This is a genomic window from Allopusillimonas ginsengisoli, assembly GCF_004153455.1.
Classification (GTDB): domain Bacteria; phylum Pseudomonadota; class Gammaproteobacteria; order Burkholderiales; family Burkholderiaceae_B; genus Allopusillimonas; species Allopusillimonas ginsengisoli.
In genome coordinates this window covers 110098-132261 of the sequence record NZ_SDQE01000012.1, presented here as the reverse complement: position 1 = coordinate 132261, position 22164 = coordinate 110098, and the positions used below count along the sequence as shown (strand labels likewise).

Genomic DNA, 22164 nt, shown 5'->3' with positions numbered 1-22164 from the left:
TTTGGCGGTCTCTCCACCATGGATAGTCAATTAGGCGTCTCGGCCTGCATCGTGGCGCCCACCGCCAGCAACTGATCAATCTCGCTTTTGCTGAAGCCGGCTTGTCGCAGCACCTCTACACTGTGCTCGCCCACCTGGGGCGGCAATCGATGAGTAGCAATATCAGCGTTGCTCCATCGCGCAGCAGGCCTCATCTGAAGAATCCGGCCTTCCGTGGGATGATCGACTTCTTCAAAGAAGCCTATGCTGCGCAGATGAGGATCATCAAGAAGGTCTTCAATGGCATAGATGCGCTGGCATGGGATCTCGTGCTCCTCACAGAGCGCGAGCCATGCATCGGTCGTACGGCTCGCGAGAATCTCCGATAACAGCGAATACGCAACATCGTAGTTTCGGGCCCGTGCCGCGTGCGTATTGATGCGCAGGTCGGCGTCAAAATCTGTTTCGCGTCCGATTGCCGCAAAGAAGGATCGAAACTGCTTGTCGTTGTATGGCGTTACCGCCAGATACCCATCCCTGGTACGGAACGGACGTCGGTACACATTAAGCAGCCGGCTGTACCCCGCACGGTCAATCGGCGGGACGAAGGCCGTGCCATTAAGGTGATCACCAAGGATCATCTGCGTAAGGGTTTCGAACATAGGCACCTCAATCGATTGACCTTCTCCCGTGCGCTCCCGCATGTACAGCGCCGCAATTGCTGCATGGGCAGCGGCGAGGCCAGTCATCCGATCACATAGGTTGGCAGGCACGAAGGCCGGCTCAGCATAGCCTGCGCGCACAAAAAGCCCTGATAGACCGCAAGCCGCCTGAATAATATCGTCGAAAGCTGGCCGCTCCGCGTATGGCCCATCTTGACCGAACCCCACAAGAGCCACATAAACAATGGATGGATTAATTGCACGCAGGTCTTCGTATGACAACCCTGCTCGACGCATAGCCGCAGGCCGCACATTGTGAATGAAAAGATCGGCTGTTTCGCACAACCTCAGCAATGCCTGCTTACCTCCTGGCTTTTTGATATCAAGTACAACACTGCGCTTATTGCGCCCGGTTGCCAGGTACATGGGTCCCATGCGTGCATTACGAGCTTCGCCCGCGTATCGCATCACATCACCTTCGGGAGGCTCAATCTTGATTACGTCCGCACCATAGTCGCCAAGGATCTGCGTGGCGATCGGTCCCATCAAAACCGTGGCCATATCTATTACGCGTACGCCCTCAAGCGGCTTGAGCGGTGTCTGATTTGATTCAGGCATTGTGTTCATCATAATGAATTAATACTACACCTATATGAACATAAAATCAATACACTCCATATATAAGAGAAAACCCTATACAAATTTCAGATTATTTTCAATAATATTCACGTATTCAATATTATTAGTTCACTATTATGAACAAACATAAGATCAAACTGAAATGAACTATGCGTTGTTGATAGCGATAGCGAACCAATGCCTCGCTTATAGAGCAAAGACACTCCGCAGTTGATACTTGGCCCACTCACATTCAAAAGCTAGATCAGCGGCCGCCCGACGCTCAAGCACCTCATCACCAAGCAGCTCCAGACAAGGAGCGGCACAGTAAAGGAAACGAACCTTGCACCCATGTAATTCTCCATCCGCACACACCACCTGCCACATAGTCCGCTCCCTGTTGTTCGCGCCTGCGAATCGAGCAGATTTGGTACTGAAGTTTCCTCGCATATCTGCTGACTGTTCCGTAATCGACCTGGAAGATGGCACGCCCGTCGCAGACAAGTCGTCAGCACGCAGAGGCTTGGCCGAGCTGTTTCTCCGCACGCGCGAGAGTGGCTTTGTCGGCCGACTCGGCGTACGCGTCAATGCGCCGAATTCTGAATTCTTCGCTGACGACATAAAGGCGGCAATCGAGTGCCGGGCGGATGTGATCCTTGTTCCCAAGGTCGAGAAACCGGACGATCTGGAGCCCGTCACACGGGCCATCCAGTCAGCCGGAGTTGATATCGATGTCTTTGCCGGTATCGAGACAGCCGCAGGTGTTCTCAACGCGGCACAGATTTGCCGCTGCGCCCCCGAGCTCCGGGCCGTTATTTTTGGCGCTGAAGATCTGGCGACGGATATCGGAGCACGTCGAACGGTCGAGGGTAGCGAAGTGCTTGTGGCACGGTCAATGGTATTGCTGGCTGCCAAAGCAACCCGGATCCTGGCCATCGACCAGGCAGTCGTAGACATTCGCGACGAAGCGCTTTTCAAACGCGATAGCGAGGCAGGCCGCAACCTCGGCTACGACGGCAAAATATGCCTGACGCCGCGCCAGACAGAGTTGGCAAACCTTGCATTTTCTCCCACCAATGAAGAGATTTCCTACGCCGAGCGTTTGATCGCGCATTGCAGAAACGCGTACACGCAGGGCATTGGCACCATCGATTTTGAAGGAAAAATGATCGACGCCCCACTGATCAAGCGGGCACGGGACATTCTCTATCTGCGGCAGTTCGCACATCATGACCAAGCAAGGTAGCGCCCCAAACATCAGCCAAAGAAGTGATCTGAACGAAATCAGTCGACAAGGAAACAGACTATGCAACGCAGAACATTCATCGGAGCGCTGGCCACCATGGCCGCCTTCAGCGCCTTCGCCCAGAAAGCCTTCCCATCCAAGCCCATTACGATAATCGTTCCGTATGCAGGCGGAAGCTCTTCAGACGCGCAAGCGCGAATTTTCGCGGATCACCTTTCGAAAACGCTCGGCCAGAGCGTAGTCGTGAAAAACAAACCCGGGGCAAATGGTGCGCTCGGGATGCAAGCACTAAAGGCTGCACCCGCGGACGGCTATACCATTGGGCTGGCAGGGGGCTCTCCCATGGTCATTAATCCTTTCGTAACAAAGAATCTGAGCTATGACCCACACGATTTCATCCATATTCACGGAATCGCAATAGCCCCCGCCGCATTCGTCGTCGGCTCTAACTCCCCCTACCAATCGTTGGCCGATGCAGTAGCTATCGCTACAGCCGAAAAGAGGCCACTCAATATCGGAACGTATGCGGCAATCTACGAACTCGGCGTAACTGCGCTCGCGCTTGATGCCAATTGCGCGGCTGAGAATATCTCTTACAAGGGCGCCGGTAACGTTATTACGGACTTGATAGGAGGGCACTTGGAAATAGGCTTTATCGACATTAGCGGTGCCATTACCCTGATCGAAGAAGGACAGCTTCGCATTCTGGGACTCGCGTCGTCGACACGGCCTGAGGCCTTCTCTCAGGCGCCGATCGTCAGTGACACTTATTCCGGATTCGAAATAACGCCGTGGACTTCTTTCATCATACGCAAAGAAACCCAACAACAGACTGCGAACGAGATCGAGGCTGCACTCAGCAAGGTGGCGGAAAGCCCATCCATCACGGCTTATTTAGAGAGCAACGGATTGATTCCTATGAAATTAGGCCGTGAACAGATGCAAAGCTGGCAGGAACTAGAGGTCGCGCGATACAGAAAACTTACCGGTGTTGCACATATAAAACCAAAATAGCCAGCTTGGCGATATCTGTCATCGCCGCAATGAAATTCTGCGCAGCTATTGTTTGACGAGCTTTGTATCAATTCCTGCACGACCAAGGATTGTGTACGTCGTTGAAAGGAAATGCATGGGTCTGTCAGTAATTTCGTGTTTAGGGCATAACATACCGCCAAGGAGTATGTATGCCACGCAAACCCAAGACCCCGCTGGCCCAGTTGCCGAGCATTCCCGCTGAGTTATTGAAGTCGTTCGGCGATGGCCCGATGACGGCCGAAGCGATCAACGCCGCGTCATTGGCATTTAAAAAGGCGCTGACCGAACGTGCGCTGAGCGCAGAGCTCAATCACCACCCGGGCTCATGAGCGGGCATGGAATCTTTTTCGAGAAATGCAAAGGATGTGTTCTCGCTAGCGCCACGGCTTTCGTAAGCACACCACCTTCCCTTACCCAGCATTGACGATGGCCACGCCGAGTACGTCGACGCGAAGAAGGGCTAACAACGGCAGATTCGGCGCCAGATTCGACTCATGAGCGCCGGATCTGCTCTACTGAAGGGGCACAATCTGCACTGGATTGAACTGGACCAGTGGCCGCATTGGGCGCCCCTCTGTCGGAGATTCAATACGCAGTGTTCTTCCCCGCGACCCCAGCGAAGCTTGAGCGAGCCTGAACACCCCATTTTCCATCCTTTTTTGTAAGGATGTACAGAGACTCGAATGCCCCTAGAACTTCGCCTTCGCCATTCAAACGGCTAAACATGGTGGTGAAGTGCATTGTATTCTCTGACATTCCATCGAGCCTTCGCCAATCCCACCTACTTGCTTTCCATCCTTTAAATTTTGGATTGTTTTCTCTACTTTCCATCTGTTCTTTAGTGTTGTCACGCATGTAGTCTTCTGCGGTCTGCCAAGTCTGAACGTTTGGACCTGTAATTCTAATATGTGGGTAGTGATTAGATGCTGCAAATGCTTCGGGATCTTTGGCATTGAATGCGTCTATGAATTTCGTTAGTGTGTTGCAACCTTCGGCGATCTGTTGATTGGCTGGTGCACTGCAGTCATCTCGCGGGGGAGGATTGTCCTTTGCCGCAACATTGCAAGCTGATGCAAGAGCAATTACGGTCAGAAAAGTGGCCCTTCTCATAAAGTGTGTCATAAATAGATCTCGTAGTTTCAGGTTATGGAAAACGCAAGTTTCGAATACTTCAACAGCAAGTCATTGAACAGTTTTGTTCGCTTATGCTCGTTCAGCACCCAGCAGAACGAATAGCATGACGCAACAGTGATCGCTGCGATTTTGCCAAGCGTGACGCGTTCCGCGTTGAATTACCACAGTCCCCGGGGTAATAAGTCGCTCTTGATCATCAAGTACCAACCAAACCTCGCCCTCTATGCAAATAGCATAATCAATGGTGTCGGTTGTATGAAAGCCGGGGTTCTCCTCTTCGAACACACCAAGAAGGCCGGGCTGGCTTTTCTCTTCCTCGGCTTCGTTGCTTTGGATTGTTTTAGCCTCAACTTTTCCACTCGTTCCTCTCATTTCTGGCGTGAACTCTGCTAATACGACGCGATGCCCTCCAGGCCCTGGAAAAAATGGGAAAGGCACAGCTTCCGCTTCAATGCCCCTCCCAACTTGCGGTATTCCATCACTAGTTCCCCAGATGTTGTGAATTTTCATTCCACCCGTTACGGTAGACATAACCGATGCATCGTCAACGAATATCGATTTGCCTTCACCATTAATGGTCGTAACAACTCTCTTTAGTTTTACAGTCATACTAGGCACCTTTACTTTCGTTTTTTTAGTTTCCTAGAATACGCAGGATTCGGTCCAAACATTTTCACCTTCGCCTCAGCTGTACAGCTTCGCATTGCCCTTAGAAGGGGCTCAATTGAGAAACCGCGTCACCAACGCCACTTTCGGCAAAGTTAAGGAAGAGATCAGCGGGCAGTGAAGCCGCCATCAACGGGAAGAGCAATGCCTGTGATGTAAGCGGCTTCGTCGGACATCAGCCACAGCGCCGCATGCGCCTGCTCCTCGGGTTGGGCAACGCGGCCCAACGGCACACTGGCGACGAACTTTTCCTGCGCCAAGCGGCTGGCTTCGGCATCGCCACTGCGAGACATGAAGGTGGGCAGCATGGGTGTATCGACGAGTCCGGGGCACAGCGCATTGACGCGGATACCGTCCGAGCCCAGGGCAAGGGCCAACGACTTCGCGAAACCTACGATGGCGAATTTCTCGAGTGAATAGATGGGGCTGAGCTGCGAGCCCACCAGGCCCGAGATCGACGCCGTCATCAGGATCGATGGCTTGCGACCCTGACGCAACAGCGGAATTGCCTCGCTGACCGACGCGACAGTCGCGTCCACGTTCAATGCCATGCTGCGGCGGTAGTCATTCCAGTCCAGATTTTCCAGGCCTTGGGGACCGGGCGCGCCAGCATGTGCCCACAGTCCGTCCAGCCCGCCCATGCGTTCAGAGGCCTCGTGCACGATGTGGCGCGCCTGCTCCATGTCAGTGAGATCGGCCACCAGCGCACTGGCCTGGCCGCCTGCTGCGCGCACGGCCTCCACCACGCACGCCGCGCTGTTGGCGTTATAGTCGGCGATGCAAATCACCGCGCCATGGCGTGCGAACAACTCGGCACCGGCTCTGCCCATGCCGGACGCGCCGGCGGTAATAAGGATGCGCTTGCCTTCGAGACGAAGGGGAAAAGATTCAGTTGGCATAGGCATCGGGATATTGTCCATTGAGATTGATGATGGTGGAACGGGTTTGCAAATAGGCATCAACGCCTTCCTGCCCGTTCTCACGTCCAAGACCGCTGAGCTTGAAACCCCCGTAAGGAATGGCCCAGCGTACGTAGCGATAGGTGTTGACCCAGACAGTGCCAGCCTCGATGCGCGCTGCCACACGATGGGCACGACCGATATCTTGCGACCACAGGCCAGCAGTGAGCCCGTAGTCCGTGTGGTTGGCAATTTCCACCGCCTCATCTTCCGTATCGAACGGGATGACGCACACCACTGGCCCAAAGATTTCCTCCTGCGCCACGCGCATGTCATTGGATGCATCGGCGAACACCGTGGGAGCAACGAAATAGCCGTTTGCAAATTCGGGCGCGATCAGGCGGCGTCCACCAGCGAGAAGCCGAGCGCCCTCGGATTTCCCGATATCCACATAGCCTAGCGTCTTTTCCAGTTGGGCCTCGGAGTTCTGTGGACCCATCTGGGCACGTGGATCATCGGGCAATCCGACGCGGATACGCTCAGCCCGACGCGCTAGCTCTTGAACCACCTGTTCATAAACACCGCGCTGCACCAGTAAGCGCGATCCTAGCGCACAACTCTGGCCGCAGTATGCGAAGGCATTGTGCGTCGCCGCGTTCATAGCCTGCGGCAAACTGGCGTCGTCGAAGATAATATGCGGTGCCTTACCGCCGCATTCGAACGACAGGCGCTTAAGGTTGACCGAAGCACCCCGCATAATGTCCTGTGCGGTGCGGTGCTCACCTGTGAACGAGATCTTGTTGACCCCCGGATGCGCCACCAGATGGCGCCCAGCAGTGGCGCCCAGCCCGCTGACGATATTGACCACGCCAGGCGGAATTCCGATGTCTTCAATCAGCCGCGCGAAGAAGTAAGCACTGACCGGGGTTTCCTCAGCAGATTTGAGCACCATGGTGCACCCCGTCGCCAAAGCGGGCGCAAGCTTCCAGGTCACCATCTGCAGCGGCGCATTCCAAGGAACAATGGCGCCGACCACGCCGACGGGCACACGCGTCGTATAGGCCAGCACCCCATCCTCCATCGGAATGGTACGCCCCTCCAGTTTGTCTGCGATGCCCGCATAGTAGTACCAATATTCCGCCAGGCCGCGCATTACATTGCGCATATCACTCAAGAGCTGGCCGTTGTCGCGCGACTCGATTACGGCGAGTTGCTCGCCCTGGTTCTCAAACAAGGCTCCGATGCGCCGCAGAAGGTTTGCGCGCTGCGCCGGGCTGAAGCGGCTCCAGGGGCCGCGCAGAGCCGCATTGGCGGCGTCCACGGCCGCATTGATATCCGCTGGTCCGGCGACCGCAAAGCCTGTCCAAGGCTTGCCCGTCGAAGGATCGATGGACTCGAGCACTCCGCCATTCTGAGGACGTTGCCAAGCGCCGTCGATGTAAAGTTTTTCCTGAAGATCGATGTCTGGGGTCAAGTTGATCTCGCAAAGTAACATTGAAATATTCAGTTCTTATTATTCACCTGAATGATCAAAACATACATGAGGGTGAACCCTTAAAATGTTCTTTATTCAAATAAGTGAATAAATTGAGCGCGAAATCCAGCCTTTGAATCCCTGCCTGCGACGGACACAGGCACGCCCCGCCATCCGGACGGAGGGAGCCAACAGGTTGCTGGGATAGCTGATTGACAGGCAATATGGGCAATCAGAGCGTCGCAGAGGTGAGGCGGTTGCCCTGCTGAACGGGCTACTGTTCTACAGAGCCCTGGAATTGCAACATGTCCGGTAATCTAAAACTTATTACAACGCACATTATTCACATACAGATTATTTTTATTCACCTACAGGTCGTCATATCGAAAAATACGCAGACTACAGATCAACGTAGGTAGCAAATATGATGAGTCAATGCGCCGGCCACGATTTTTTCTAGCTCCGAACTCAAGCATCAAGATCCGAGTGTTTCAACACAATAGGCCGAAAATGGATGCCCAACGGAATTAGCGCTCTTGCAAGCGCTGATCGCCAGACATTATTTTCAGTCTTCACGGCAGGTTAACAGCCCCCTCACTCCACCGTCACACTCTTGGCCAGATTCCTCGGCTTGTCCACATCCGTGCCTCTTGCGCATGCCGTGTGATACGCCAGCAACTGCAGCGGTATCGTATGCAGAATCGGAGATAGCTTGCCGTAATTTTCGGGCATCCGAATCACATGGATACCTTCGCTGGCGACGATCTTGGTATCCGCGTCGGCAAACACATATAACTCGCCGCCGCGCGCGTGAACTTCCTGCATATTCGACTTGAGCTTTTCGAGCAGCTCATCGCGCGGGGCAATGGTCACTACAGGCATGGCCTCGGTGACCAGGGCCAGGGGGCCGTGCTTGAGTTCGCCGGCGGGATAGGCTTCGGCGTGAATGTAGCTGATTTCCTTGAGCTTGAGCGCGCCTTCCAGGGCAATGGGATAGTGCATGCCGCGGCCAAGGAACAGTGCGTTTTCCTTGCTGGCGAAGCGATCGGCCCAGGCCATGATCTGGGGTTCGAGCGCGAGCACGGCGCCAATGGCGACAGGCAGGTGACGCAGAGACTTGAGCAGTTCTGCCTCTTTCTCGTCGGCAAGTTCACCCTTGGTTTGCGCAAGCGCCATCGTCAGCAAAAACAACCCCGTTAGCTGGGTCGTAAAGGCCTTGGTGGAGGCCACACCGATTTCCACGCCCGCACGCGTGATGTAATTGAGCTTGCATTCGCGCACCATGGCGCTGGTGGACACATTGCAGATAGTCAATGTGTGTTCCATGCCCTGGCTGCGCGCGTGCTTGAGGGCAGCCAGGGTGTCGGCGGTTTCGCCAGACTGCGAGATGGTCACGACCAGGGTGCGCGGGTTGGGCACGCTGTCTCGATAACGATACTCGCTGGCGATCTCGACGTTGACGGGCAGTTTGGCGACCGACTCTATCCAATAACGGGCCGTGAGGCCGGCGTAGTAGCTGGTGCCGCAGGCCAGGATGAGTACGTTGTCGATTTCCTGGAATACCTTGAAGGCGCCGTCGCCAAATAGTTCGGGGGTGATGCTTTCGATATTCTGCAGGGTGTCGCTGACCGCGCGCGGCTGCTCGAAGATTTCCTTCTGCATGTAGTGGCGGTAGGGGCCGAGCTCGGCGGCGCCGGTATGGGCCTGCACGGTATGGACCGGGCGCTCGATGGCCTGACCGTCGGCTGTCGTGATCCAGACACGCGAGAGCTGCAAATCGACAACATCGCCGTCTTCAAGATAGATGATCTGATCGGTTGTGCCTGCAAGCGCCAGGGCATCGGAGGCCAGAAAGTTTTCGTTTTCTCCGCGGCCGACAACCAGGGGCGAGCCATGACGGGCGCCGACGACACGATGGGGCTCATCGCGGCAAAACACGGCAATGGCGTAAGCGCCTTCAAGACGGCGGATGGCTTGCTGAACCGCCTTGAGCAGATCGTCGGTATAGAGATGGTCTACCAGATGAGCGATGACTTCGGTATCGGTCTGGCTGGTGAATGTATAACCGGCGGCTTGCAGTTCGGCGCGCAGTTCGTCGTGGTTTTCGATGATGCCGTTATGCACCAGGGCGATGCGTGCGTCATCCTTGCCATGGCCGGAAAAGTGCGGATGCGCATTGTGCGTGGCGGGCGCGCCGTGCGTGGCCCAGCGGGTGTGGGCGATGCCGGTGTAGCCCTTGACGCTTTCCTTGGCCACTTGCGCCTGGAGTTCGGCAACACGCTCGGTGCTGCGCGCGCGGCGCAAATTGCCATCGGCATGCACGGCAATACCGCAGGAATCATAGCCCCGGTATTCCAGCCGCTTGAGCCCTTCAAGAAGAATAGGGGTGATGTCGCGTTGGGCGACGGCGCCGACGATGCCACACATAAGCAGCTCCTGCTAAATTTTGAGAACGTGGCTATTTTGCGCGGAACCAGAAGAAATATGATTTCTTATTTTCCATCAATATGGTAAATTATTTCAGTATCAATTCATGACGCAATTATCTTTCATAAACACTACTATATTTTATATTAATGTCGTCAAAGCCAAATATCGCCACCCTGGATGATCTCGATCGTCGCATCCTGGAACAACTTCAGACAGATTGTTCGATGACGAACCAGGATTTGGCGCAGCGCGTGCATGCTTCCGCACCAACCTGTTTGCGCAGGGTCAGGCGTTTAATAGACGAAGGGGTTATCGAAAAACAGGTGGCGTTGGTCAATCCCGAACAGGTGGGGAGCAGCCTGACCGCCATCATTGAAATCACGCTGGATGTGCAAACCGCCGAAGCTTATGCCGCCTTCGAATCCAACATCAGCGGTGTCAACGACGTACTGCAATGCTATCGCGTGTCGCCGGGGCCGGATTTCATCGTGATTGCCCAATTGGCGGATATGCCTGCGTATCACGCCATGGCGCACGAGGTCTTTACCTCGCAGGCCAATGTCCGCAATGTGCGTACGTTCTTTTCGATCAACCGGGCCAAGTTCGAAACCCGAACCATCATCCGGTAACGTCCTGGCTGGCCGTGCCGGCGATTGTTTTATAGATTTTCAAGTATCGGGCGGCCATGGAAGACGGATCATGCTCGCGGCACACATAGTTGCGTGCCCGCTCGATGATGCCCGCCCTCAGGCTTCGATCGGCAAGTATGCGCGCCATCGCATCGGCAAGCGCCTGATCATCGCCGACTTCGCATAACAGCCCCCTGTCATCTGCCAAGAGCTGCGCCAGACCACCGGTGTTCGTCGCCACCACGGGCACCCCATACAGGAATGCGTCCAGCACGCTGGTGCCCAAGGCTTCGTGGCGTGAGCACAGTACAAACGCATCCATGAGCCGATAGAGGCTTTCGACGCCGGTCTGGAAACCGGCAAATATATAGTGCCGGCCAAGATCGAGCGTTTTGTGCAGGGCGTACGCTTCTTCCTGCGCGTCGCCCCCTGCGCCCAAATGCAAAAACACAAAATCCTCACGGGTCTGGCGCAGACGATGCACGGCGCGCAGCAATGTGCAGGGATCTTTTTCACGGGTCAGGGCGGCGGCAGTCGCCAGGACGAGCTTGCCGTCCAGCGAATACTCGGCGGCAAAGGCACGGACACGGGCTTCGTCCAATGGCTGTATTTCCACCGCGCTGGGTATGATCTGAACCGGCAGGCCAAGTCGCCGGGGTTCTTCCGCGGCGGCTTCGCTGATCGCCACCAGGGCGTCCACGCGCCGCCATTTCCATGCGGTGCGCGATTCACGTTTCGATGGAACGGGGAAAGCCGTGCGTCGCGTGAAGACCGTGCCTTTGAGCCAGGGCTTCAGGATAGCGAGCCAGGTCACCATATTCGCGGTTTGAGCATGGAGAATGGCGTAGCGCCGCCCCGGGCCCAGCAGGAAACGACAGACACCCGTCATGTTGGCAACCGCATGTACCGTAAAGCCCCCATCGCGGGCGCGGGCCGCCAGTTCACCGCCTTCGCGCGCCAGCAAGGATACGGTATGTCCCGTTCGACGCAGCTGTTCCATGCACAGCAAGGTTTGGCGCTCGCCGCCGCGCCAGCCTCGTTCAAAGTTCAGTTGCAGTATGTTCATGCGGTTCAGAAGTCCAGGTCTGCCACGGGGCTGCAGTAGTAACGCACGATGTTGACAATCATGGCAGCCAGCGCGCACGCGATCGACACCGATACACCGATCGCGGCGCCGTGGGCATCGCTCAGCGCGAATGCCACGCCAACCAGCGCCGTGCCAAAGCTTTGGCCGAATACGCGCGTGGTTGCCTGCATGGCCCCGGCGGCTCCGCTGCGGTTGCGCGGCGCACCTGCCAGCAATGCCCGGTTGTTGGGCGTTTGGAAGAAACCGAAGCCAATGCCGCTGAACAACATGGCGAGCATAGGCCAAAAGAACAGTACTCCGTCAGGCAACAGCAGAAGCCAGAATATTCCCAGCGCCATGCTGCCTGCGCCGATTCCACATAATACCGCGACAGCGTAGCGTCCCGACAGGTAGGCGGCAACCGGGGCCATGAGCGCCATGCCGATAGACCATGCGCCCAGCAACAGGCCGACCTCCGTGTAGGAGTAGTGCAGGGTTTGGCTGAAGTAGAACGGCAGGGAGACAAAGGCCGACATCTGCGCCGCAAATGAAAACGCGGAGGCCGCCACCGCATAGGCGATAGGCGTGATGCGCAGCAAATCCACCGGTACGATAGGCGCCACCTGCGTACGCGATCTGCGCAGCAGCAGCACACCCGACAGCGTTGCGCCCAGCAGAAATACCGCGGCCCGCCAGGGATTGGAAACCAGCGCATCCAGGCCGGCAATCGTCAGTCCAAAAAACGGCGCGCTCAGCAGGCAGGCGATCCAGTCGAACCGTCCTTTGCTGCGCGGCACATCGGGCAGGTGGCGCACACCTAAATAAGCCAGCATGCAGATGGGTATATTGACGAGAAAAATCCAGGGCCACGACGCGGCCACAAGCAGGAAAGCGCCGATGGTGGGCCCCAGCACCGACATCATTCCTACGGTGACGGCATTCAGGCTGATGCCCATGGCGAGCTTGCGCAAGGGATAGATGTTGCGGACCAGGCCGCCGGACAGGCACATCAGCATCGATGCGCTCACGCCTTGCGCCATGCGCGACGCGATCAGCCACGACAGGGAATTGGCGGAGGCGGACGCCAGTGACGATATCATGAACAGCGTCACGCCTAGCGCGAACATGCGCCGAAAGCCGATGCGCTCGGCAACCGCCGACAGCGGCAGCAAGGAGATGACGACGACCAGGCTGTAGGCAATCACCACCCAAACGACATCGGTTGGACGGATGCCGAGTGAGCGCGCGATTTCTGGCAACGCCACGTTGACCATGGAGGCATCCAGCACCGTGGCGGTGATGGCAAGCATCAGGGCGAACACCGCCCAATAACGTCTGGGTGCTTCCAGGCCGTCTGGCAGGCTGGCGCGAGCGCTGGTTTCGGTTTCGGCCACGTCAGGCTTTCTTGACGGGACGGCTCCAGCCTTCGATGGTTTTTTGCGAAGGACGCGAGATGGTCAACTGGCCGGCGGGGGCGTCTTTGGTCAGCGTGGTGCCAGCCCCCAGTGTTGCGCCCTTGCCCACCGTGACCGGTGCGACAAGCTGAGTATCGGAACCGATGAATGCGTCGTCTTCAATGACGGTGCGAAACTTGTTGACGCCGTCGTAGTTGCAGGTGATGGTGCCCGCCCCGATGTTGACGCGATCGCCGATCTGGGCGTCGCCGATATAGGCCAGGTGATTGGCTTTGGAACCTTGCCCCAGCACGCTTTTCTTGATCTCGACGAAGTTGCCGACATGGGCCGATGCGCCGATTTCCGCGCCAGGGCGCAAGCGGGCGTATGGCCCAATGCGCGCGTCCTCTCCCACGCGGGCTTCCTGCACATGGCTGAATGCTTCGATCTGGGTTCCGCGCCCGATCACCGCATCACGCACGACGCAGTGCGGCCCGATGCGTACGCCATCTGCCAGTTCTACCTTGCCTTCGAAGACACAGCCCACATCGATAAAGACATCGCGCCCGCAGGATAAGCTACCGCGCAAATCGAAACGACTCGGATCAGCCAGCGTAACGCCTTGTTCCAGCAGACGGCGGGCCTGTTCGGCCTGCCAACTGCGTTCGAGCTGGGCCTGCTGCACCCGGCTGTTCACGCCCAGCGTTTCCCAGGAAGCGCCGGGATGCGACGCATGCACCGGCAGCCCATCCTGAACAGACAGGCCGACGATGTCTGTCAGGTAATACTCGCCTTGCGCGTTGTTGTTGTCGATACGGGTGAGCCAATCCTTGATGTGCGCGGTAGGTGCGGCCAGAATGCCGGTATTCACCTCGTTGATGCGCTGTTCATCGGCGCTGGCGTCTTTGTGCTCGACAATGCGTTCGACTTCACCGCGCGCATTGCGCACGATCCGGCCATAGCCGCTGGGATCATCGAGTTTTTCGGTAAGCACCGACATGCCGCCCGCACGAGCCTCCAACAGCGCGCGCAGCGTGGCCGCCTGCACCAGCGGCACATCGCCATACAGCACCAGCGTGACATCGTCTTGACCATTCTCAAGGAGCAAGGGCACGGCCTGCTGTACTGCGTGGCCAGTGCCATGCTGCGGGCTTTGCAGCGCGAACTCGACGCCCGGCCGGCCGGCAAAGGCTTCGCGCACACGGTCTGCGCCATGCCCCACCACCACGATAATGCGATCTGGATTCAGGCCGCCGGCGTTGTCCAGCACGTGGGCGAGCATGGGTTTGCCGGCCAGAGGATGCAGGACCTTGGGCAGATCGGATTGCATGCGCTTGCCGAGCCCGGCAGCCAGGATAACGATGTTGAGCATGTGATGTTCAGGATGTTTGTGGAGACAGCCTAGATCATACACAGCGAGGGGCCGGTCTTGCACGGCCCCTCGGTCATCAAACGCAAGGTTTTGTTTCGGGCAGACAACGATGGGCTAGGGTTCGGAGGCTGGCTTGCGCGTACTGCGCTTGGCGACGGGTTTGGCTTTGCTGCGCACGGAGCCACGGTTTGCCGACACCTTGCGGGCCGGCGCAGCGCCCCCCGTGGATTTGGCGCCGGCCGTCTTGCGGGCTGCCGGCTTGACCGTAGCGGATTTGCGAGACGACTTGCCCAGCGTTGAGCTCGATTCCGCCTTGACGCCCGGTTGCACCGCTTGTGCATTTTGCAGCGAAGCCGTGGTCGCCGTTGCCAGGTTGTCGAACTGCGTTTGCACCATGTCCCACCAGCCCTTGGATGCCGCCATGGCCTGCGCGGCCAGTGCGGGCGAGATCTGCGCCGCCGCATCCGAGGCGCTTTCCGGGCTCTTGTCCTGCTTTGCCTTGCTTTGCCCTGCCTGCCCTGCGCTCTCTGGCGCAGGATCCGCAGCCTCCGCCCCGGCGCGGCCCGGCGCGTCATCCGCCGATGCCTGAGCCGCCGCGCCCGGATTGGCTTGCCAAAGACGCCAGAATGCGTCGAACGGTGTGGTGCCTGCATCTGGCTTTGCAGCAGCTGCACCGGCCATGAAGGACTGGAGGGTGGAAATGGTGGAACGCTGTACTTCCATGCCCTGGATGGTGCTCGACAACATGGAAAGATTCATGCGCAGCCAGTTCTCGACCGCGCGAAGATCGTTGATGCGGCGTTCGAGCTCGTCTACCGACATGGGCGCGGCCATGCTGTTGTCCAGCCCGCCGCTGTTGGCCAGGCCCTGCCAGGCCTGGCGCATCATTTCCATACTGGCGAGCAAAGGGTTGCTTGCCATATCCCCGGCCTGGCCCAGGCCCGGAAGTATGAAAGGATTGGGTTGTTGTGTGCTCATGGTGCGTCCTTGGGCAAGTTGGCGTCTGTCCGAATGGATAGATTAAACCTAAGCGCGCCCGCCGTCCATGCGGCTTATCGCCGATTCTCAGGGGTCTGGGAACGCCGCAAAATGCGGGAGCCGACGCTTGCGTGACCACGCGCTGTCAGACGGCCATGCGCTAAACATGACAGCTGCCGCAGCGTCATGGGCGAGGCCGCCAAGCTATATACGGACTGCTCGCGAGCCTATATAGTTGCTGGTTTGAGCAACAGCAAGCTATCCCGCATATTTTTCGCGCCATGAACCCAACGCTCACCCTTGCCGAACTCGAAGCCGCCATCAATGACTGGCGGCGGCGCTCGCCATCCACGGGCGATGAGCTCTCCCTGAGTCCGCAAGTCGCTGCGCTGGCCGAGCCCTACGCCCGGATGATTTTCGAGCACGTCAAGGCGCTGGACGAGCAAACCTTGAGCCCAGCCGCGCAGCAGGCCATTGCGGTGTGGCGTCAGCGCAGCGAGCCTAAGCCGTCGTGAACTAAACTCCCTTATCTACCTAGTATGGAACAATAGCAATGACCACAGGCCAATGGATTGTTCTGGGCCTCTTCGTAGCGGGCCTGGGCTGCTCTCTGACACTATTCTGGTGGCTGATCCGAACCGTGCGCCGCGATCGCCGCCGCGAGGATTGACCACAGCATGGGCGGGCATCGCCAAGCATTTCGTTACGACTTGCAGTAACCTACGAGTTTCGTCTTGCTCTTTAACAGACTTTCCGGGTTTTTATATGGATTCCTTTTCCCACCCTTACACTTTTTCGCAACGCGCACAGCAACTTACCAGCTCGACCATTCGAGAAATCCTGAAAGTCACCGAGCGTCCTGAAATCATTTCCTTTGCGGGCGGCCTGCCCTCTCCCAAGGGCTTTCCCATCGACGCCATCACCAGCGCCTATGACCGTGTCCTGGCCGAATCCGGCCAGTCCGCCCTGCAGTACGGCCCGACCGAAGGCTATGCGCCGTTGCGCGCCTGGGTTGCCAACGACCTCAAGCGCACGGGTGCCGATGACGTCTCGCCCGACGAAGTGCTTATCGTCTCTGGCTCTCAACAGGCGCTGGACATGTTGGGCAAGCTGTTTATCGACCCCGGCAGCAAGGTTTTGGTCGAAGCGCCCAGCTATTTGGGCGCCCTGCAGTCGTTTTCGCTGTTCCAGCCCAAGTATGAATCCGTGCCGACTGATGACGGCGGCGTGATGCCCGACAGCCTGACGCCCGAACGCGCCGCGGGCGCCCGCTTCATCTATGCCCTGCCCAACTTCCAGAATCCCACGGGGCTGACGCTCAGCCTGGAGCGCCGCAAGGCACTGGTCGAGCGCTGCGCAGCCCTCCAGCTACCCATTATCGAAGACGATCCCTACGGAGAATTGCGTTACGCAGGCGAGCCGCTGCCAGGCCTGCTCGGCCTGGGCCGCGCTGTGGGCGCCACTGTCATCCGCCTGGGTACCTTCTCCAAAGTGCTGGCGCCGGGCCTGCGCCTGGGCTATATCGTGGCGCCGCGCCCCATTATCTCCAAACTCGTCCAGATCAAACAGGCCACAGATCTGCATACGGCCTCGATCACGCAAATGGCCGTCTACGAAACCATCAAGAACGGCTTTCTGGCCCAACACCTGCCCGTGGTGCGCGAGCTCTACAAGCAGCAATGCGGCTACATGCTCGACGCCATGGATCAGCACTTTCCCGCAACGACGAGCTGGACACGGCCCGAAGGCGGCATGTTTATCTGGGTGACGCTGCCCGAACATGTCGATGGCACTGAGCTGTTGGCGCGCGCTGTCGAACGCAATGTCGCGTTCGTGCCGGGCGCGCCCTTTTTTGCCGGCCCCGACGCGCCCGCCAACACCTTGCGCCTGAGCTTTGTGACTGTATCCGAAGAAAAAATCCGCGAAGGCATTGCCATACTCGGCCAACTCATTAAGGAAAGCTAGCGCTATACCAGGGGCTTACCCCCCTTTTTTGATTGCAATGACACCCACCCCAGAAGACGCCCGCCACAAACATCTCGGCACCAAACCGCCCGACGTACCCGATCTCTCCGACATGCGCCCGGACGACTGGGTCGAGCGCTGGCTTCCGCGTTCCTGGGGGCCGTACGCCCGCCTTTGCCGTTTCGACCGGCCGGTGGGCACCTGGCTCACGCTGCTGCCCTGCCTGGCGGCACTGGTTCAGGCGGCAGACGGCATGCCCACCTTGCTGCGCATCGTCATTTTTTCGCTCGGCGCACTGATCATGCGCGGCATCGGCTGCTGCTTCAATGATATCTTCGACCGCAATTTCGATCATCAGGTCGAACGCACTCGATTCCGTCCTCTCACCAGCGGGCAGCTGACACTGCGCAAGGCCTTGTGGTTTGTGCTGGGCCAACTGGCCGTCTGCGCGCTGTTGCTCATAGCCCTGAACGAATACAGCCGTTGGCTGGCCGTTGCGCTGGTGCCCATCGTCATTGTCTATCCCTTGTGCAAGCGCTTTACCTACTGGCCACAGGTTGTGCTGGGCATTGGCTTTAACTGGGGCATGCTGATGGCCTGGTCGGACACCCAGAACGTTGTGCCGCTGGCGGCTGTCGCGATGTGGTTGGGGGCAGTGCTGTGGCAAGTTGGCTATGATTCCATCTACGCTTATGTCGATGTGCGTGACGACATCAAGCTTGGCCTGCACTCAACAGCCCTGAAATTCGGCAAGAACGGCAAGGCATGGATCAGCGGTTTCTACATCGCCACGATTGCCCTTTGGGTGTATGGCGGGGCGGCCATGGGCATGGATTGGCCCTACTACCTGGTCCTTGCCGCCATCGCCGCGCACTTTATCTGGCAAATGAGCGTTTTCAGCCTGGCGCGGCCGGATCGAAGTTTCATGCTTTTTCGGGCCAATATGGCGGTGGGTGTACTGCTGTTGGTCGCCGCGCTGGCGGGCACAGTACTGATATAACAACAAATACGTAGGTAAGACATGACCGGTTTTCTCGAGTATCTGGCAACAGCACTGTTTGCAATCGCCATCATCCATACCTTTTCGGTGCCTGTCTTTGCCAGGCTGGCGCATCGCAATGGACCGCATGCCGGGTTGTGGCACATGCTGTCCGAGGTCGAGGCGGTGTTCGGGGTCTGGGCCTGTGTGCTGCTGGCCTGCATGGCGCTGGTCGCAGGGCTGGGCACCATGGTCGAATATGTGGATACACGCAACTTTACGGAACCGGCCTTTGTCTTCGCCATCATGGTCGTCGCGGCCAGCCGGCCCATTCTGGAACTGGTGAACATGATGGTGCGTGTGGTGGCGAGAATTCTGCCCATACGCAATGAATTGGCCATGTACTTTGTGACACTCTCACTGGTTCCTTTGTCCGGGTCATTCATTACCGAGCCTGCGGCCATGACGCTGGCCGCCCTGCTGCTGCGCGACGCGTATTTTCGTCGCCCCAATCAGGCAGGGTTCAAATACCTGACCATCGGCGTGCTGTTCGTCAACATCTCGATTGGCGGGGTGCTCACCGCTTACGCAGCCCCGCCCGTGCTGATGGTTGCCAACACCTTCGGCTGGGACTCAGCTTATATGGCCACCCACTTCGGCTGGCGCGCGGCGTCGGCCGTTATCATCAACGCCGGCGTGCTCACCTTCATCTGCCGCACACATTTGCTCAACGGCGAGATCGGCAAGAATCCCGACGAAAAAGAACGTCCTCCCGTCCCATTCTCCGTGATCGCGATTCACACTGCCTTCTTGGTCGGCATCGTGCTGTCGGCGCACCACCCTGTGATTTTTCTGGGTTTCCTCATGCTGTTCATCGGCTATGCCCAGGCCTATGCCCGCTATCAGAACCCGCTGCTCATCCGGGAAGGCCTGATGGTTGGCTTTTTTCTCGCGGGCCTGGTCCTGCTGGGCGGACTCCAGAAATGGTGGCTGCAGGATCTGCTGGCGGGCCTGTCGCCTTTTGTGCTGTATTGGGGCGCCACGGCACTCACCGCCGTCACCGATAACGCCGCGCTCACCTATCTGGGTTCGCTGGTCGAAGGCACGGACGAGGTCTGGCGCTATATGCTGGTGGCCGGTGCTGTAACGGGCGGCGGCCTGACCGTCATTGCCAATGCACCCAATCCTGCAGGCTTCTCCATTCTGAAGGGATGCTTTCCCGACGGCGCGATCTCTCCGCTCAAACTGTTGGGGGCGGCTGCCGTACCCACGCTGGTCGCCGCCGCCATGTTCATGATCCCCAAGACCTTCTAGACACTGCCGGTTCTTCAGTGCCCGCCATCGTGGCGGGCAAAAACGGCTAAAATTGTCTTTTTTTGCGCCTCACCGCGTTCTTGCGCCTCGCCGCATTGCCCGTTTCATGCACGGCAGGCGGTTTCAGGCGCGTATTACTGGAAACTCTTTCGGGATTTCTGTCGTGCCTATCTATGCTTATAAATGCAGCGCCTGTGGTCATGCCCAGGATGTGTTGCAAAAAATGTCGGACCCTATTCTGACTGTTTGCCCCGAATGTGGGCAAAATACCTACGCCAAACAAGTAACTGCCGCTGGTTTCCAGCTGAAAGGCTCTGGCTGGTATGTGACCGATTTCCGCAACAACGGATCATCCGCGCCGTCCAGCGCCCCGGTATCCGGCAGCGCGACACCGGCCGCGTCGGGCACCGCCGCCGCCAGCACGGCAGCAACCACGCCCTCTACGCCAGGCGGCACATCCACCCCCTGAGCGCTTGCGCGACCGCGCATGGCCTAACCAAGAATTTCACTACGGAGTAATCCTCGATGCGTACCTGCTACACCGGCGAGGTCAGTAAACAATACCTGGACCAGACAGTCACCTTGTTCGGCTGGGTTCATCGCCGCCGCGATCACGGAGGCGTCATCTTCATCGACCTGCGCGACCGGGCCGGCCTGGCCCAGATTGTCGTCGACCCGGACAATGTCCAGGCCTTCGCCACAGCTGAAAGCATACGCAATGAGTTCTGCATTCGAGTCACGGGCCTGGTGCGCCTGCGCCCCGAGGGCACCACCAATGCCGAACTCGCCTCCGGTGAAGTCGAAGTGCTGTGCCGCGACATCGACGTACTCAATCCCTCGGTGACGCCCCCCTTCCAGCTGGATGACGACAACCTGTCCGAAACCACCCGTCTGACGCATCGTGTGCTGGATCTGCGCCGCCCTCAGATGCAAAACAACCTGATGCTGCGCTACCGGGTGTCCATGGAAGTGCGCAAGTATCTCGACGCACTCGGCTTCGTGGATATCGAAACCCCTATGCTCACCAAGAGCACACCGGAAGGCGCGCGCGACTACCTCGTGCCGTCGCGCGTGAACTCGGGGGAGTTCTATGCGTTGCCGCAATCGCCGCAGCTGTTCAAGCAAATGCTGATGGTGTCGGGCTTTGATCGCTACTATCAGATTACCAAGTGCTTTCGCGACGAAGACCTGCGCGCGGACCGGCAGCCCGAATTCACTCAGATCGATTGCGAGACCTCTTTCCTGAACGAGGAACAGATTCGCGAGATCTTCGAAGGCATGATTCGCCAGGTGTTCGCCAATGTGCAGCACACCGAGCTGCCCAAGCCTTTTCCCATCATGTCGTGGAGCGACGCCATGCACCGCTATGGCTCCGACAAACCCGACCTGCGCGTCAAGCTGGAGTTCGTCGATGTGGCGGACCTGATGCAGGACGTCAGCTTCAAGGTGTTTTCGGCGCCCGCCAACGACCCCGCCTCCCGTGTGGTGGCCTTGCGTGTGCCGGGCGGCGCCAGCATGCCGCGCAGCGAGATAGATGCCTACACCAAATTCGTCGCCATCTACGGTGCCAAAGGGCTGGCCTATATCAAGGTCAATGATGCGTCCGCCATCCCGGAAGGGCTCCAGTCACCCATCGTCAAGAACATCCATGCCGACGCGCTTGCCCAGTTGATCGAGCGCACAGGGGCGCAAAGCGGCGATTTGATCTTTTTTGGCGCCGACAAGGCCAAAGTGGTCAACGACGCCATTGGCGCGCTGCGGGTCAAGATCGGACACAGCGAGTTCGGCAAGGCGAACGGCCTGTTCCAGGCGGGATGGCAGCCGCTGTGGGTGGTCGATTTCCCGATGTTCGAGTACGACGAGGACGAGGGCCGTTATTTTTCGGCACACCATCCCTTTACCAGCCCGAAAGATGGCCACGAAGACCTGCTCGAAACCGATCCCAGCAAGGCGCTTGCCAAGGCCTACGACATGGTGCTGAATGGCTGGGAATTGGGTGGCGGCTCGGTGCGTATTCACCGTGCAGACGTGCAGCGCAAGGTGTTCAGTGCGCTCAATATCGATGCCGATGAAGCCCGCAGCAAGTTCGGCTTCCTGCTCGATGCGCTGCAATATGGGGCTCCGCCGCATGGCGGCGTGGCCTTTGGCCTGGATCGCCTGGTCACCCTCATGACGGGCGCGGAATCCATCCGCGACGTGATTGCTTTCCCCAAAACGCAGCGTGCGCAGTGCCTGTTAACGCAGGCGCCATCCACGGTCGACGAAAAGCAATTGCGTGAGCTTCATATCCGTCTACGCAATACCGAGGTAAAGTAAGGGGGAGA

19 protein-coding genes and 1 pseudogene are annotated in these 22164 nt (G+C 58.1%); 10 read left to right on the top strand and 10 right to left on the bottom strand.

Annotated features, from left to right (window positions below):
* Positions 1-26 precede the first annotated feature (26 nt).
* On the bottom strand, positions 27-1259 hold the full coding sequence (locus ERE07_RS17925) for a CaiB/BaiF CoA transferase family protein (RefSeq protein ID WP_130010418.1): 1233 nt from the start codon (positions 1257-1259) through the stop codon (positions 27-29).
* A 343-nt stretch (positions 1260-1602) separates the two neighbouring features.
* On the opposite strand from ERE07_RS17925, the gene ERE07_RS17920 reads away from it, so the two are divergent.
* The 3 genes and pseudogenes from ERE07_RS17920 to ERE07_RS17910 form a co-directional block, all read left to right on the top strand.
* Positions 1603-2505 (top strand): HpcH/HpaI aldolase/citrate lyase family protein, encoded by a 903-nt coding sequence (locus ERE07_RS17920; RefSeq protein WP_130010417.1) that lies wholly within the window; start codon positions 1603-1605, stop codon positions 2503-2505.
* A gap of 60 nt (positions 2506-2565) precedes the next feature.
* Positions 2566-3519 carry a Bug family tripartite tricarboxylate transporter substrate binding protein gene (locus ERE07_RS17915; protein ID WP_130010416.1) on the top strand — a complete coding sequence of 318 codons (954 nt, stop codon included), beginning with the start codon at positions 2566-2568 and terminating at the stop codon, positions 3517-3519.
* Positions 3520-3689: 170 nt separating this feature from the next.
* Positions 3690-3863: pseudogene (locus ERE07_RS17910) on the top strand (IS256 family transposase); the annotation flags it as partial.
* A gap of 262 nt (positions 3864-4125) precedes the next feature.
* Here ERE07_RS17910 and ERE07_RS17905 read toward each other — a convergent pair.
* The 5 genes from ERE07_RS17905 to glmS form a co-directional block, all read right to left on the bottom strand.
* Positions 4126-4662 (bottom strand): hypothetical protein, encoded by a 537-nt coding sequence (locus tag ERE07_RS17905; RefSeq protein ID WP_130010415.1) that lies wholly within the window; start codon positions 4660-4662, stop codon positions 4126-4128.
* 81 nt (positions 4663-4743) lie between these two features.
* Positions 4744-5283, bottom strand: a complete 540-nt coding sequence (locus tag ERE07_RS17900; RefSeq protein ID WP_130010414.1) for a cupin domain-containing protein — start codon at positions 5281-5283, stop codon at positions 4744-4746.
* A gap of 164 nt (positions 5284-5447) precedes the next feature.
* A complete protein-coding gene (locus ERE07_RS17895) occupies positions 5448-6239 on the bottom strand; it encodes an SDR family NAD(P)-dependent oxidoreductase (protein WP_130010413.1) in 792 nt (263 codons plus the stop codon).
* Positions 6229-7713, bottom strand: a complete 1485-nt coding sequence (locus tag ERE07_RS17890) for an aldehyde dehydrogenase (RefSeq protein ID WP_245153768.1) — start codon at positions 7711-7713, stop codon at positions 6229-6231. Before ERE07_RS17890 ends, ERE07_RS17895 begins: the two co-directional genes overlap by 11 nt.
* A gap of 594 nt (positions 7714-8307) precedes the next feature.
* The gene (glmS, locus tag ERE07_RS17885) at positions 8308-10140 is read right to left on the bottom strand and encodes a glutamine--fructose-6-phosphate transaminase (isomerizing) (protein ID WP_130010411.1); all 1833 of its coding nucleotides are present in this window, start codon (positions 10138-10140) and stop codon (positions 8308-8310) included.
* Between the two features lie 149 nt (positions 10141-10289).
* Between glmS and ERE07_RS17880 the strand changes: the two genes are divergently transcribed.
* Entirely contained in the window at positions 10290-10772 is a 483-nt protein-coding gene (locus tag ERE07_RS17880; RefSeq protein WP_130010410.1) for an Lrp/AsnC family transcriptional regulator, read from the top strand.
* Here the strand turns inward: ERE07_RS17880 and ERE07_RS17875 are convergent.
* From ERE07_RS17875 to ERE07_RS17860, 4 genes are all read right to left on the bottom strand, one after another.
* Positions 10762-11838: a glycosyltransferase family 4 protein gene (locus tag ERE07_RS17875; RefSeq protein ID WP_130010409.1), complete on the bottom strand. Its 1077-nt coding sequence runs from the start codon at positions 11836-11838 to the stop codon at positions 10762-10764. The two genes, ERE07_RS17880 and ERE07_RS17875, sit on opposite strands and share 11 nt — an antisense overlap.
* A 5-nt stretch (positions 11839-11843) precedes the next feature.
* Positions 11844-13232: an MFS transporter gene (locus ERE07_RS17870; protein ID WP_245153767.1), complete on the bottom strand. Its 1389-nt coding sequence runs from the start codon at positions 13230-13232 to the stop codon at positions 11844-11846.
* Position 13233: 1 nt separating this feature from the next.
* Positions 13234-14604, bottom strand: a complete 1371-nt coding sequence (gene glmU / locus ERE07_RS17865; protein WP_130010408.1) for a bifunctional UDP-N-acetylglucosamine diphosphorylase/glucosamine-1-phosphate N-acetyltransferase GlmU — start codon at positions 14602-14604, stop codon at positions 13234-13236.
* 114 nt (positions 14605-14718) lie between these two features.
* On the bottom strand, positions 14719-15582 hold the full coding sequence (locus ERE07_RS17860; protein ID WP_130010407.1) for a PhaM family polyhydroxyalkanoate granule multifunctional regulatory protein: 864 nt from the start codon (positions 15580-15582) through the stop codon (positions 14719-14721).
* A gap of 281 nt (positions 15583-15863) precedes the next feature.
* Between ERE07_RS17860 and ERE07_RS17855 the strand changes: the two genes are divergently transcribed.
* The 6 genes from ERE07_RS17855 to aspS all read left to right on the top strand — a co-directional run bounded on the left by ERE07_RS17855 (position 15864) and on the right by aspS (position 22156).
* Positions 15864-16097 carry a DUF3717 domain-containing protein gene (locus tag ERE07_RS17855; protein WP_130010406.1) on the top strand — a complete coding sequence of 78 codons (234 nt, stop codon included), beginning with the start codon at positions 15864-15866 and terminating at the stop codon, positions 16095-16097.
* Positions 16098-16347: 250 nt separating this feature from the next.
* Complete coding sequence (locus tag ERE07_RS17850) at positions 16348-17547, top strand: aminotransferase-like domain-containing protein (RefSeq protein WP_130010405.1); 1200 nt, start codon at positions 16348-16350, stop codon at positions 17545-17547.
* A gap of 37 nt (positions 17548-17584) precedes the next feature.
* Positions 17585-18547 (top strand): 4-hydroxybenzoate octaprenyltransferase, encoded by a 963-nt coding sequence (ubiA, locus tag ERE07_RS17845; RefSeq protein WP_130010404.1) that lies wholly within the window; start codon positions 17585-17587, stop codon positions 18545-18547.
* 21 nt (positions 18548-18568) lie between these two features.
* The gene (locus ERE07_RS17840; protein ID WP_130010403.1) at positions 18569-19840 is read left to right on the top strand and encodes a putative Na+/H+ antiporter; all 1272 of its coding nucleotides are present in this window, start codon (positions 18569-18571) and stop codon (positions 19838-19840) included.
* 163 nt (positions 19841-20003) lie between these two features.
* On the top strand, positions 20004-20309 hold the full coding sequence (locus ERE07_RS17835; protein ID WP_130010402.1) for an FmdB family zinc ribbon protein: 306 nt from the start codon (positions 20004-20006) through the stop codon (positions 20307-20309).
* Between the two features lie 56 nt (positions 20310-20365).
* Entirely contained in the window at positions 20366-22156 is a 1791-nt protein-coding gene (aspS, locus tag ERE07_RS17830) for an aspartate--tRNA ligase (protein ID WP_130010401.1), read from the top strand.
* Positions 22157-22164: the final 8 nt, after the last annotated feature.